This window comes from Burkholderia sp. AU6039, assembly GCF_002223365.1.
Classification (GTDB): domain Bacteria; phylum Pseudomonadota; class Gammaproteobacteria; order Burkholderiales; family Burkholderiaceae; genus Burkholderia.
This window is the reverse complement of record NZ_NKFK01000004.1, coordinates 773,539-786,042: the sequence shown is the minus strand read 5'-3', so window position 1 is coordinate 786,042 and position 12,504 is coordinate 773,539. Positions and strand designations below refer to the sequence as shown.

12 protein-coding genes are annotated in these 12,504 nt (G+C 68.5%); 1 reads left to right on the top strand and 11 read right to left on the bottom strand.

What is annotated here, in order from left to right; genetic code table 11:
- Positions 1-90: 90 nt before the first annotated feature.
- The 5 genes from CFB39_RS16350 to CFB39_RS16330 are packed head-to-tail and all read right to left on the bottom strand — an operon-like array spanning position 91 to position 4,457.
- Complete coding sequence (locus CFB39_RS16350) at positions 91-1,086, bottom strand: biotin-dependent carboxyltransferase family protein (protein ID WP_089473644.1); 996 nt, start codon at positions 1,084-1,086, stop codon at positions 91-93.
- The gene (locus CFB39_RS16345) at positions 1,076-1,951 is read right to left on the bottom strand and encodes an allophanate hydrolase subunit 1 (protein ID WP_069249007.1); all 876 of its coding nucleotides are present in this window, start codon (positions 1,949-1,951) and stop codon (positions 1,076-1,078) included. The genes CFB39_RS16350 and CFB39_RS16345 overlap by 11 nt, the downstream gene beginning before the upstream one ends.
- The gene (locus tag CFB39_RS16340) at positions 1,948-3,411 is read right to left on the bottom strand and encodes an acetyl-CoA carboxylase biotin carboxylase subunit (RefSeq protein ID WP_089473643.1); all 1,464 of its coding nucleotides are present in this window, start codon (positions 3,409-3,411) and stop codon (positions 1,948-1,950) included. Before CFB39_RS16340 ends, CFB39_RS16345 begins: the two co-directional genes overlap by 4 nt.
- 4 nt (positions 3,412-3,415) lie before the next feature.
- A complete protein-coding gene (locus CFB39_RS16335) occupies positions 3,416-3,658 on the bottom strand; it encodes an acetyl-CoA carboxylase (RefSeq protein WP_089457021.1) in 243 nt (80 codons plus the stop codon).
- 16 nt (positions 3,659-3,674) lie between these two features.
- Positions 3,675-4,457 carry a 5-oxoprolinase subunit PxpA gene (locus tag CFB39_RS16330; protein ID WP_089441145.1) on the bottom strand — a complete coding sequence of 261 codons (783 nt, stop codon included), beginning with the start codon at positions 4,455-4,457 and terminating at the stop codon, positions 3,675-3,677.
- A 259-nt stretch (positions 4,458-4,716) separates the two neighbouring features.
- On the opposite strand from CFB39_RS16330, the gene CFB39_RS16325 reads away from it, so the two are divergent.
- Entirely contained in the window at positions 4,717-5,634 is a 918-nt protein-coding gene (locus CFB39_RS16325; protein WP_089473642.1) for a LysR family transcriptional regulator, read from the top strand.
- Between the two features lie 78 nt (positions 5,635-5,712).
- Here CFB39_RS16325 and bioB read toward each other — a convergent pair whose 3' ends face one another.
- The 6 genes from bioB to CFB39_RS16290 all read right to left on the bottom strand — a co-directional run bounded on the left by bioB (position 5,713) and on the right by CFB39_RS16290 (position 12,357).
- Entirely contained in the window at positions 5,713-6,735 is a 1,023-nt protein-coding gene (bioB, locus tag CFB39_RS16320) for a biotin synthase BioB (RefSeq protein ID WP_089461711.1), read from the bottom strand.
- A gap of 55 nt (positions 6,736-6,790) precedes the next feature.
- Positions 6,791-7,510: a dethiobiotin synthase gene (gene bioD, locus CFB39_RS16315; RefSeq protein WP_089426452.1), complete on the bottom strand. Its 720-nt coding sequence runs from the start codon at positions 7,508-7,510 to the stop codon at positions 6,791-6,793.
- Entirely contained in the window at positions 7,507-8,877 is a 1,371-nt protein-coding gene (gene bioF / locus CFB39_RS16310) for an 8-amino-7-oxononanoate synthase (protein WP_256991407.1), read from the bottom strand. Before bioF ends, bioD begins: the two co-directional genes overlap by 4 nt.
- Positions 8,874-10,220 carry an adenosylmethionine--8-amino-7-oxononanoate transaminase gene (gene bioA, locus CFB39_RS16305; protein ID WP_179257684.1) on the bottom strand — a complete coding sequence of 449 codons (1,347 nt, stop codon included), beginning with the start codon at positions 10,218-10,220 and terminating at the stop codon, positions 8,874-8,876. Before bioA ends, bioF begins: the two co-directional genes overlap by 4 nt.
- A gap of 398 nt (positions 10,221-10,618) precedes the next feature.
- Positions 10,619-11,968, bottom strand: a complete 1,350-nt coding sequence (locus tag CFB39_RS16295) for a type II toxin-antitoxin system HipA family toxin (protein ID WP_089457019.1) — start codon at positions 11,966-11,968, stop codon at positions 10,619-10,621.
- The gene (locus CFB39_RS16290) at positions 11,968-12,357 is read right to left on the bottom strand and encodes a helix-turn-helix domain-containing protein (protein ID WP_241026014.1); all 390 of its coding nucleotides are present in this window, start codon (positions 12,355-12,357) and stop codon (positions 11,968-11,970) included. The genes CFB39_RS16295 and CFB39_RS16290 overlap by 1 nt, the downstream gene beginning before the upstream one ends.
- Between the last annotated feature and the right edge of the window lie 147 nt (positions 12,358-12,504).

Sequence of the window (12,504 nt, the reverse complement as noted above, 5' to 3'; positions counted from 1 at the left end):
GCGCGGCGCACGGCCGCGCGGTCGGGACACGACAGCGGAACAGGAACGAGAGGGCGTCAGGCGCCCGGCACGCGCGCCGGGCGCCCGTGCTCAGTCCCGCAGCACGGCGCGCAGCAGCGCGAGGCGCCGCTGGTACTCGCGGCGCGCGGCGAGCGCGTCGGCCATCGTCACGCGCACGAAGCGCGCGCGGTGGTTGGGCTGCATCTGGCCGATCAGGTCCAGGTCGGCGCTGATGACCGTGCCGATCGTCGCGTAGCCGCCGCCCGACACCGCGTCGCGGTGCAGGATGATCGGCTCGAGCCCGGCCGGCACCTGGATCGAGCCGATCGGGTAGCACGCATCGACGATGTTCGACGGATCGGCGCCCGCGCCGAATGGCTGCTCGCGCGGCCGGAACTGCAGCGCGCGGCCGTTCTTGTAGCGGTAGCCGATGCGGTCGGCTTCGGGCGCGACCGTCCATTCGTCATCGAAGAAGGTGCGCGCCGATTCGTCGGTGAGCCGGTAGTGGTACAGGCCCGTCAGCACGCGCAGCTCGACCTGGCTGTCGAGCGGCCGGCTCACGGCCGCCGGCAGCTCGCGTCCTTCGCGGTGCGTGCCGACGGAGGCGCCGATCGGCAGCCGGTCGCCTTTCTGCAGGCGCCGGCCCGCGTGGCCGCCGATCGCGCCGAGCGTGTAGGTCGAGCGGCTGCCGAGCACGACCGGCACGTCGATGCCGCCCGCGACGGCGAGATACGCGCGCGCACCGGCCTTCACGTAATGGAACGACAGCACGCTGCCCGCGCGGATTCGCAGCGCGACGTTGCAGCGCTGCCCGATGCCGTCGATCTTCGGCGTCATCTCGGCGCCGGTGACGGCGATCAGCGCATCTGTATGGAACATCAGCTCGGGGCCGAGCAGCGTGCATTCGAGCACGGCGGCTTCCTCGGGGTTGCCGACCAGCAGGTTCGCCGCACGCGATGCGTACTGGTCGAGCGAGCCCGACGGCGGAATGCCGACGTGGTAGTAGCCTTGCCGGCCCATGTCCTGGACCGACGTCGCGAGGCCGGGTTTCACGACTTCGATCAGGTTGTGCGCGTCAGTTTGCATGCAGCACCTCGACGAGAGAGCGGTTATACGCATCGGGATCGCGCAGGAACGCGTCGAGCGAGAATTTCACCGGGCGCACGCGCAGCGAGAAGGTGCCGGCCTCGACGGCCGCCACTGCCGCGTCGTACGCGTCGCGATCGATCGGCTGGAATTTCACGATGTCGCCGGGCCGGAAGAACACCATGAACTCGCGCAGGTAGTCGAGCCGCTGCTCGGGGTCGAAGATCGGCGCCGGCGTCACGCCGAACATCTGGTAGCCGCCCGCGCCGCGCACCGAGTAGATGCAGCCGAAACAGCCGCCGTGGCCGACCGTCAGCTTCGGCGTGTCGGTGCGCGGCCGCAGGTACTTCGGCACTTCGAGCTGGCGTTCGCGCTCGACCATCTGGTACATGAACGGCAGGCCGGCGACGAAGCCGACCATCGACACGAACCACGGCGAGCCCGAGTGCGCAGCGATGAATGCGTCGACGTCGCGCTTGCCGTTGATGCGCGCCGCGTATTCGAGGTCGGTCGACGACGGGTCCTGGTGACGCTCGCGAAACCGCATCAGCGTCTCGTGCGTCCACGGGTCGTTGTAGAGCACCGGCACCTCGACGATGCGCGTGTCGAGTTCGAGCGGCGCGTCGCCGACCTCGGCCTCGATCGTCTTCAACAGCGCGACGAGCGCATCGGGCTCGATCACGTCCGGGTCGTAGCGCACCTGGTAGGACGCATTCGCCGGACAGATCTCGGTGATGCCCGGCACCGCGCGGCGCTGCAGTTCACGCGTGATCGCCGTGCCCTTGAAGAACGCGTCGAGCGACATCGATTCGCTGATTTCGACGAACACGAACTCGTCGCCGCCGAACGTATAACGGGTCGTCACATCGCCTCCCCGAGGCGCACGGCGTCTGCATTGTCGGCTGCGTGTTGCTGCGCGGCGGCGGTGGCGGCTTCGCGCCATCTCGGCATCCACGCCTCGAGGAAATTCGTGTGATAGCGCCCGGCGCGCACGTCGTCGTCCGCGAGCAGCGCGACGTGCAGCGGCGCGGTCGTCTTCAGGCCGCCGACGTGCAGCTCGCCGAGCGCGCGAGTCATGCGCCGCAGCGCGGCCGCGCGGCGCTCGTCGTGCACGATCAGCTTCGCGAGCAGCGAATCGTAGAACGGCGGCACGACGTAGCCCGGATAGAGCAGCGAATCGATGCGTACGCCGGGGCCGGTCGGCCACACCAGTTCGTCGATCCGGCCGGGGTTCGGGCGGAAATCCTGCAACGGATCTTCCGCGTTGATCCGGCATTCGAGCGCCGCGCCGCGCATCGTGATGTCGTGCTGCGCGAAGCGCAGCGGCTCGCCGTCGGCGATGCGCAGCGTCTCGCGCACGAGATCGATGCCGGTGATCGCCTCGGTCACCGGATGCTCGACCTGGATGCGCGTGTTCATCTCGATGAAGTAGAACTCGCCGCGCGCGTCGTCGAACAGGTATTCGAGCGTGCCCGCGCTGCGATAGCCGACTTCTTCCGCGAGGCGCGTGGCCGACGCGCACAGCGCGTCGCGCTGCGCGGGCGTGAGCGAAGGCGACGGCGCTTCCTCGAGGATTTTCTGGCGGCGCCGCTGCAGCGAGCATTCGCGCTCGAACAGATGGACGACGTGGCGGCCGTCGCCGAGCACCTGCACCTCGATGTGGCGCGCCCGCGCGATGAAGCGTTCGAGGTATACGCCGCCGTCGCCGAAGGCCGCCTGCGCCTCGCGCTGCGCGAGCGGCAGCTCGGCGTCGAGCTGCGCGGCGTCGTGCGCGACGCGGATGCCGCGCCCGCCGCCGCCGGCGGCCGCCTTGATCATGATCGGATAGCCGATGCGCGCGGCCACGTCCCGCGCCTCGTCGAGCGACTGCACGACACCGTCGCTGCCGGGCACGGTCGGCACGTTGGCGCGCCGCGCGGTTTCGCGGGCGCGGGCCTTGTCGCCCATCGTGGCGATCACCTGCGAGTCCGGGCCGACGAAGGTCAGGCCGGCCGCCTCGACCTGCGCGGCGAATGCGGCGTTTTCCGACAGGAAGCCGTAGCCGGGATGGATCGCGTCCGCGCCGCACCGCCGCGCGGCGTCGAGAATCGCGGCGGGATTCAGGTAGCTTTTCGCCGCATGCGACGAGCCGATGTGGATGGCTTCATCGGCCATGCGCGCGGCAAGGCTGTCGCGGTCCGCGTCGCTGACCACGGCGACCGCGCGCATGCCGAGCTCGCGCGCGGCGCGGATCACGCGCACCGCGATCTCGCCGCGGTTCGCGACCAGCACGGTCCGGATTCGCGACGGGCGGTAGAACGTGTCGGGGGAAGTTTCCGGTTTCATCGCGTCACCCCTCGATCCGCATCAGCACCTGGCCCGCGTCGACCGGCTCGCCGTCCTCGACGAGCAGCTCGACCACGCGCCCGGCCGCATCGGCTTCGATCTCGGTGAACTGCTTCATCACCTCGACGAGGCCGACCACCGCGCCGGCGGCAACCGTCGCGTCGACCGCGACGTAGTAGTCCGCATCGGGCGACGGACGCCGGTAGAAGGTGCCCGGCAGCGGGCTGACGATTTCGTGCAATGCCATCGTGGGTCTCCTTGAATCAGTGATGGGCGGCGAGCGGTTGCGGCCCGGCGGTCCGGATGCCTTCGCGGATCAGCGCGTGGCGCGTGTCGCGCACGAGGTCGAGCGCGCCCGGTGTGTCGCTGTGAATGCAGACCGAGTCGAAATCGATGTCGATGTCGTCGCCGTCGATCGTGCGCACCTTGCCGTCGATGCACGCGCGCAGCACCTTGTCGGCGACCTGGCGCGGATCGAGGCGGCCGACGCGGCGCGTGAACACGATCGAGCCGCTGCGGTCGTAGTCGCGATCCGCATAGAACTCGCGGATCACCGGCTGCCCGTATTCGACGGCGACGCGGTAGGTGACCGACGCCTCCATGCAGTACAGCCACAGGCCCGGGTCGACACGTTGCAGCGTTTCGATCAGCAGCCGCGAGAACGCCTCGTTGGCCGCCGCATGCATGTAGAGCGCGCCGTGCGGCTTCACGTGCTGCAGGCTGACGCCGTTCAGGCGCGCGAACTCGCGCAGCGCGCCGAGCTGGTACAGGATGTCGTTGACGAGCGCCTGCGGCGTTTCGGCGATCGTGCGGCGGCCGAAGCCGACGAGATCGCGAAAGCCCGGGTGCGCGCCGATGCCGACGCCGGCGTCGCGCGCGAGCTGCACCGTGCGCGCCATGATGTTCGGATCGCCGGCGTGAAAACCGGTGGCGATGTTCGCCGAGCTGATGAGCGGCATGATCTGCTCGTCGACGCCGTCGCCGATCGTCCACGGGCCGAAGCCCTCTCCCATGTCGGAGTTCAGGTCGACGCTGTGCTTCCTCATACGGTGTGCTCCTCCAGGTTCTCCGGTTCGCGTGCGTCGTGGCGCATGCCGAAACCGTGTTGAACGCAGGTTAGCCGCGCGGGTTGCGTCAAAAAAGTTCTATTTTTGTATGCAGCCGAATCGATTTTTTCGATACCCCGGAGAGCGGCCGCAGATGGCCGTCGCAGTAGGGATGGCAGGGTTTCCACGAGGCCGGGTTCACGGGCGCGGCACGGTTGTTATGATGTTTATCGCGTGCCCATCTGCTTTCCCATCGACCATGGCCCTGACCCTCAGACAGCTCAAGTATTTCGTCGCGACCGCCGAGCTCGGCCAGATCTCGCAGGCCGCGATCCAGCTCACGATTTCGCAGTCGGCCGTGACGAGCGCGATCAAGGAGCTGGAGGACAGCCTCGGCACGCAGCTCTTTCTGCGCACGCCGTCGGGCGTGACGCTCACCGACACGGGGCGGCGCTTCCTGAATCATGCGTACACGATCCTGTCGTCGGTCGACGAGGCGATGCGGATTCCGAACCTCGAAAGCACGCTGACCGGCACGCTCGCGATCGCCGCGAGCTACACGGTGCTCGGCTACTTCCTGCCGCATCACGTGCTGAGGCTGAACACGCTGTATCCGCGGCTGACGATCCACCTGCACGAGCTGAACCGCGAGTCGATCGAGGAAGGGTTGATCGCGGGCCGCTACGACATGGCCGTGCTGCTCACGTCGAACGTGTCGAATCCGGCGCTCGTGCTGGAGCCGGTGATCCACTCGGTGCGACGGCTGTGGGTCGGTGCGCATCACCCGCTGCTCAGGCACGAGAGCGTCACGTTCTCGGAAGTCGCGCGCGAGCCGTTCGTGATGCTGACGGTCGACGAGGCGGGGCAGACGGCGCTGCGCTACTGGAACGAGACGCCGTACCGGCCGAACGTGATCCTGCGCACGTCGTCGGTCGAGGCGGTGCGCAGCATGGTCGCGAACGGCAGCGGCGTCGCGATCCTGTCCGACATGGTGTATCGGCCGTGGTCGCTCGAAGGGCGGCGGATCGAGACGATCGTGCTGCGCGATCCGGTGCCGCCGATGAGCGTCGGTCTCGCCTGGCGCAAGGACATCGAGTTGAGCCCCGCGATGCACGCGGTGCGCGACTATTTCCGGCACACGTTCATGGAGCCGCGCGCGCTGGGGGGAGCAGGCTGAGGGGGCGACGCACGCGAAAAAAAGCCGGGACGTGTCCCGGCTTTTTCATGTGGCGAACCAACTCGCCGTGCGCGGCGCTTACGCGTTCGCCGTCATCGCGTCCGCATCGCTCGAACGGATCCCGAGGCGTTCGAACAGCGCGCGGTCCTTCTGCGACTGCGGGTTGCTCGTCGTCAGCAGCTGGTCGCCGTAGAACATCGAGTTCGCGCCGGCGAGGAAGCACAGCGCCTGCAGCCCGTCGTCGAGCTGCTCGCGGCCGGCCGACAGGCGCACCACGGCCTTCGGCATCGTGATCCGCGCCACCGCGATCGTGCGCACGAATTCGAACGGGTCGAGCGGCGCGGTGCCTTCGAGCGGCGTGCCTTCGATCGCGACGAGGTTGTTGATCGGCACCGAATCCGGATACGGATTCAGGTTCGCGAGCTGCGAGATCAGGCCCGCGCGTTCGCGGCGCGATTCGCCCATGCCGATGATGCCGCCGCAGCACACGTTGATGCCCGCGTCACGCACGCGGTCGAGCGTGTCGAGGCGATCCTGGTAGGTGCGCGTCGAGATCACCTGGCCGTAGAACTCCGGCGACGTGTCGAGGTTGTGGTTGTAGTAGTCGAGGCCCGCGCTCGCGAGTTCCTGCGCCTGCTCGTCTTCCAGCATGCCGAGCGTCATGCAGGTCTCGAGGCCGAGTTCCTTCACGCCGCGCACCATCTCGGTCAGCGCCGGCATGTGGCGCTCCTTCGGGTTGCGCCACGCGGCGCCCATGCAGAAGCGGCTCGCGCCGTTCGCCTTCGCCGCGCGCGCGGCGTCGAGCACCGCGCCGACGTCCATCAGCTTCTCGGCCTTCAGGCCCGTGTCGTGGTGCGACGACTGCGAGCAGTAGCCGCAATCTTCCTCGCAGCCGCCCGTCTTGATCGACAGCAGCGTCGACAGCTGCACCGCGTTCGCGTCGAAGTGCTCGCGGTGCACCTGCTGCGCGCGGAAGAGCAGGTCGTTGAACGGCAGCTCGAACAGCGCGACGACGTCGGCGACGCGCCAGCGCTGCGAGACCGGAGCGGCCACGGGAATCGCGTCGGGTTGCACGGTGGCGGCGGTCTGGGCTTGGGTCATATCGTTTTCCTGTCCTGGTCGGGGATGAGGGATCGGGGGGATCTGTTTCGGTTGGTCAATGCTGCGCGGTGCGCAGCGTCTCGACGAGCGTGGCGATGTCGAGCATCGCCGCGGCGGATTCGGGGGCGGCCGGGCTCAGGTGCGGAATGCGGCCGAGCAGCGGCGCGCCATGCTCGCGCGCGAGCCAGTCGCGCATCGTCGCGATGTTTTCGTCGGGGAACGACATCGCCGGGTCGACGTGGTTCGCGACCCAGCCGGCGAGTTTGAGGCCGCGCGCGGCGATCGCGTCGGCGGTGAGCAGCGCGTGGTTGATGCAGCCGAGCCGCACGCCGACCACGAGCACGACCGGCACGCCGAGCGCGACGGCGAGATCGGCCATGTCCTGCGTGTCGTTCATCGGCACGCGGAAGCCGCCGGCGCCTTCGACGACGACGATCTCCGCGCGCGTCAGCGCTTCGCGATGGCACGCGACGATCGTGTCGATGTCGAGCGTCACGCCTTCCTGCGCGGCGACGATATGCGGCGCGGCCGGTGCCTTCAGCAGGAACGGCGTGCGCAGCTCGGGGGGCAGCACGACGTTCGCGGCCGCGTCGAGCTGGTCGGCGTCCTCGTTGCGCCACACGCCGTCGCGTTCATACGCGCCGGCCGCGACGGGTTTCAGCGCGGCCGCGCGCAGGCCATGCCGCGCGAAGCCGTGCAGCATCGCGGCCGAGACGAAGGTCTTGCCGATTTCGGTGTCGGTGCCGGTAACGAACAGCGAGAGCGGGGCGGTCATGCCGCAGTCTCCCGCCGGGCCGCCCCAAGGGAGGCTGCAGCCCCCTCGGGGGGCAATGAACGAAGTGAGCGTGGGGGCTGTTCTGCCTCCTGCACGGCCTGCGCCTCGCTGGCTTCGATCAGCGCGGCTTCGAGCCGCGCGAGATCGTCGAACGAATGCGCGGCCGACAGCGACACGCGCAGCCGCGACGTGCCGACGGGCACCGTCGGCGGCCGGATCGCGGGCACCCACAGGCCGTGCGCGTCGAGCGCGCGCATCGCCGCGAGCGTCGCGTCGTTGCTGCCGATCACGAGCGGCTGCACGGCCGTGTGCGAATCGACCGGCTGCCAGCGCGTGTTGCGCAGCAGCGCGCGCGTGCGGTCGATCAGCGCGGCGAGATGCGCGCGTCGCGCGTCGCCTTCGTCGCCCGCGATCACCTTCAGGCTGGCCGATACCGCGTGCGCGACGGCCGGCGGCGCGGCCGTCGTGAAGATGTAGCTGCGCGCGCGCTGGATCATCCATTCGATCACGGTCTCGTGCGCGATCACGAACGCGCCCGCGACGCCGGCGGCCTTGCCGAGCGTGCCGACGTACACGAGATGCGGCGAGCGCAGCGCGGCGGCCGCGAGCGCGCCGCGGCCTTGCGGGCCGAGCACGCCGAAGCCGTGCGCATCGTCGACGACGAGCCACGCGCCGTGGCGTTCGGCCAGCGCGACGAGTTCGGCGAGCGGCGCGAGGTCGCCATCCATGCTGAACACCGTGTCGCTGACGATCAGTTTCGTTTCGGCATCCGATGCGTCGAGCAGTGCGGCGAGCGCGGCCGTGTCCGCATGCGGATAGACCTGCACGGCCGCGCGCGACAGCCGCATGCCGTCGATCAGCGACGCGTGGTTCAGCGCGTCCGAGAAGATCGTCGCGCCTTTGCCGGTGAGCGCCGTCATCGCGGCGAGGTTCGCCATGTAGCCGGTGCTGAAGTACAGCGCGCGCGGCGCGTCGGAGAAGCCGCCCGAGAAGGCCGCGAGTTCGTCCTCGAGCGTCGCGTGCGCACGCGAATGGCCGCCGAGCAGGTGCGAGCCGCCGCTGCCGGAGCCGTAGCGCTGCGCGCCTTCGGCGAACGCGGCGACGAGCGCCGGATGCGCGGCGAGGCCGAGATAGTCGTTGCTCGCGAAGCCGACGATCTCGCGACCGTCGACGGTCATGCGCGCATCGCACGCGGTGTCGGCGGTGCGGCGCACGCGGCGCAGCCCTTGCGCGTCGAGCGCGGCGAGGCCGCGTTGCAGGGTATCGAGCAGAGGGTTCGTCGCTGCCTCCCGCCGGGCCGCCCCAAGGGAGGCAGCCGCCCCCTCGGGGGGCAGTGAACGAAGTGAGCGTGGGGGCTGTTGTGTCATCCGGCGATCTCCGCGAGCGTTGCATCGAGCGTGTCGCGCGTGCTTTGCGCGAGCCACGCGATGTCGTCGTCGCTCATCACGTACGGCGGCATCAGGTACACGGTCGTGCCGATCGGGCGCAGCAGCAGCTCGCGTTCCAGCGCGCGCTCGAAGAAGCGGCGCGAGAAGCCGCGCGCCGCGTCGCCGTCGAGCGCGACGTCGAACGCGAACAGCGTGCCGCGCTCGCGCAGGTGCCGTACCTGCGGGTGCGCATCGAGCGGCGCGAGCGCCCCGCGCATCGTCGTCGACTTGCGGGCATTGGCCGCGAGCACGTCGTCGCGCTCGAACAGGTCGAGCGTCGCGACCGCCGCGCGGCACGCGAGCGGGTTGCCGGTGTACGAATGCGAGTGCAGGAAGCCGCGCGTCGTGTCGTCGTCGTAGAACGCGGCGAACACGTCGTCGCGCGTGAGCACGAGCGACAGCGGCAGGTAGCCGCCGCTGATGCCTTTCGACAGGCACAGGAAATCGGGCCACACGCCGGCCTGCTCGCACGCGAAGAAAGTGCCGGTGCGGCCGCAGCCGACCGCGATCTCGTCGGCGATCAGGTGCACGCCGAATTCGTCGCACAGCGTGCGCAGCCCGCGGACGTACGACGGATCGTGCATTGCCATGCCGGCCGCGCACTGCACGAGCGGCTCGACGATCAGCGCGGCGATCCGGTCGCCGCGCTCGACGAACAGGCGCCGCACGTCCGCGAGCGCGCGGCCCGCGACGTCGGCGGCCGTTTCGCCCGGCAGTGCGCCGCGTGCGTCGGGTGACGCGACGACGTGCGCATGGCGGATCAGCGGGTCATACGCGTCCTTGAACAGCGCGACGTCGGTCACGCCGAGCGCACCGATCGTCTCGCCGTGATAGCTGTTGGCGACGCAGACGAATTCCTGCTTGTTCGCGCGGCCGCGGTTGCGCCACGCGTGGAAGCTCATCTTCAGCGCGATCTCGACCGCCGACGCACCGTCCGACGCGAAGAACGCATGGCCGAGCGTGCGCGCTGTGAGCGCGTGCAGCCGCTCCGCGAGCTCGATGGCCGGCTCGTGCGTGCAGCCGGCGAGCATCGCGTGCTCGAGCGTGTCGAGCTGGTCCTTCAGTGCCGCATTGATGTCCGGGTTCGCATGGCCGAACAGGTTGACCCACCACGAGCTGATCGCATCGAAGTAGCGGCGGCCGTCACGGTCGTACAACCACAGGCCCGCGCCACGTGCGACGGGGATGAGCGGCAGGCGCTCGTGATGCTTCATCTGGGTGCAGGGATGCCAGACCGCGCGCAGGCTGCGCGCGACCCAGTCGTCGGTGGCTGGCGTACTCAAGGCGGCTCCGGGGATAAAACGGCCGCGCGGCATCGACGGGATGCCGCGCGGCGGGACACGAATCGCGCTGAGATTAGCGTGTTCCGCGACCCGTTGCACTACCGGTTACAAACACCGCAAAGCCTTGCTGGGCGGGAGTTCGGCGCAGATCGGAGCGGCTCGGGACGGTACGGTTCAGATGTCCCGAAATGACCGCAGATGACGACGTTCGAGTGAGGCCCCCCAACCGAAAAAAATCGTGAGCCGGGCGGGGCGTGACGGCGCAGAAATATGGGGAATGATGAAATGGGCGGTTTGTGGCGACACGGGGAGATCGAATGATCCAGCGTCGCGCGTTGCCCGATCGACGGGGACCATGCATGGCACGGCGCCGAGACGGACGCCGATGGAGGGTGAGATCAGGGCAACGCTTTACGCAACGTCGGGTGGGATACGTCATCGATGTGGCGGAACGCCGGCGCGATCTTGTCGATTTCCTTGCCGGGCACGCCGCGCTCCTCGAAACACGTCTTCCACTCGCGGGTCGGTTGCCAGACTTCCGCAATCGCGAGTCCGGCATCCGTTTTCGAAAGACCGAACGCATCCCGGGCGTCGAACGCGTTGTCCAGCGTCGCGAGCCGGCCTTGCGGCCCGATGCCAAGGTGCAGATAGCGCTCATGCGCGCTACTCGGCCGGGGCAGGACATCGTACAGCGGGCTGAGGCGCCAGCCGGGCAGGCGGGGGTCGTGGATGAATCCGTGGTTGCGCAGGTGGTCGTCGTCGTTGCTCACGAGGATGTTGAAGACCATCCGCTTGAACAGTTCCCGGTTGTCGGCGCGAATGGTATCGATGTGTCCATGCTGCCGGATCGCGTGCGCGACGTCCTGGTAACTTTTCGCCATCGATTCCATTTCGGCACAGCCGACCAGGGTCAACGCACTGGCGAAGGGGAGTCTTCGCTCGGTCGTTCCGGCGCGAGGGGGCAGGTATAACGCGTCGTCGCCGCGAAGAGTGTCGAATTCGGGGTGGGTCCAGTACCGATCGAATCGGCGGATCAACATGACCTGACGGGTTCCCACGTCGACGATGCGGGTGGGCGGCACCCGAATGCCGCACCGTGCCGCCAGACGAAGCGTGGCTTCTTCGATGACCGTCAGGTTCAACCGATCGCTGAGACTCGGGAATTTGGCCAGCCACAACACGCCGTCTTCATCTCGCACCGTCGCCTTCGGGCGAGCACCGCCGAGGCCGCTCCCTTGTACGAAGATGGCCTCGAGTTCGGCGGGCACGGTCTCGCCTTCCTCGATGCGCGCCGCCGAATCGACCAGGTATTCGAGGTTGAGCAGGCCATTGCCCGCCTGCGGGCCGGGGGGCGTGTCCAGGCTTTCCCGAACATCGAGTGCGCCGATCCGCTGACTGCCGGCGTGCAGGAGATAGGTGGACTCGGGCAGCGCGTTGGCTTTGGCCCTGAGCTTGGCTTCGATGACACGTCGCCCCCATGCATCGGGCGCGGCATCGCGAATACCGCCGAACTGCGTCAATCCGCCCGCCGGAAAGTTCATCTTGCCGCGTATCTCGTCCTTTCTTGCGAGGCTCAGGCTGACCGGGTCGACTTCGATGGCGTTGGGCCGGCCGAGATAGCGCAAGCCGTATGCGAAGCTCGACGCCTGCAGGCTCACGCCCTCTTCGGTCATTTCGAGCAGGCCGGCGGGTGCCCAGTCATCGTCGAGATAGGCAAACACCGCGAGTCTTTTGACGACGGCAGCCATCAGAAGTCCAGATCCTTGAGTTCGTTGTCGGTGAGCGAGCGCACACGCCGGCCGCGTTCGCGGGCCGCTTGAGCCTTGAGCGACGGGTCCGTTCCGGAGAGCAGTTCCAGCAGGGTCGTTCCTGGCGCAATCGCGTCGAGATACCGAAGCCACTGGCCGAGGGCGACGCCAGGATCGCCTTTCTCGATACGATAGGCGGTATTGCGCGAGAGCCCGGCGCGGGTGGCCGCCTCGTTTTGCTGAATGCGTCGCGAAACGCGCAGACGGGCGAGCGCTTCGCCAACGCGGGCGGCTTCCGCGAGAACGGTTGGGCTGGCGGCAGCGGCTTGATTGACCTTCATGTTCGTAAAATCGATCGTTATGTCGATAGGGATCGAAATAACGATCATGATAGATCATGACTACGCGAATTCAAGCTGGATGCTCGTAAAAACGAGCGTTCCACGGATTGCGCTCGATTTTACGAGCACGAGCGAGGCGTGAAGTGAGGCGCTGCAATGGCCTCGGTGTGATGGGCGAGGGGAGGAAATGACGCG

Excerpts from the sequence above, each read along its gene's own strand:
- CFB39_RS16350 (WP_089473644.1), bottom strand. The coding sequence starts at position 1,086 with ATGCAAACTGACGCGCACAACCTGATCGAAGTCGTGAAACCCGGCCTC.
- CFB39_RS16340 (WP_089473643.1), bottom strand. The coding sequence starts at position 3,411 with ATGAAACCGGAAACTTCCCCCGACACGTTCTACCGCCCGTCGCGAATC.
- CFB39_RS16335 (WP_089457021.1), bottom strand. The coding sequence starts at position 3,658 with ATGGCATTGCACGAAATCGTCAGCCCGCTGCCGGGCACCTTCTACCGG.
- CFB39_RS16330 (WP_089441145.1), bottom strand. The coding sequence starts at position 4,457 with ATGAGGAAGCACAGCGTCGACCTGAACTCCGACATGGGAGAGGGCTTC.
- CFB39_RS16325 (WP_089473642.1), top strand. The coding sequence starts at position 4,717 with ATGGCCCTGACCCTCAGACAGCTCAAGTATTTCGTCGCGACCGCCGAG.
- bioB (WP_089461711.1), bottom strand. The coding sequence starts at position 6,735 with ATGACCCAAGCCCAGACCGCCGCCACCGTGCAACCCGACGCGATTCCC.
- bioD (WP_089426452.1), bottom strand. The coding sequence starts at position 7,510 with ATGACCGCCCCGCTCTCGCTGTTCGTTACCGGCACCGACACCGAAATC.
- bioF (WP_256991407.1), bottom strand. The coding sequence starts at position 8,877 with ATGACACAACAGCCCCCACGCTCACTTCGTTCACTGCCCCCCGAGGGG.
- CFB39_RS16295 (WP_089457019.1), bottom strand. The coding sequence starts at position 11,968 with ATGGCTGCCGTCGTCAAAAGACTCGCGGTGTTTGCCTATCTCGACGAT.
- CFB39_RS16290 (WP_241026014.1), bottom strand. The coding sequence starts at position 12,357 with ATGATCGTTATTTCGATCCCTATCGACATAACGATCGATTTTACGAAC.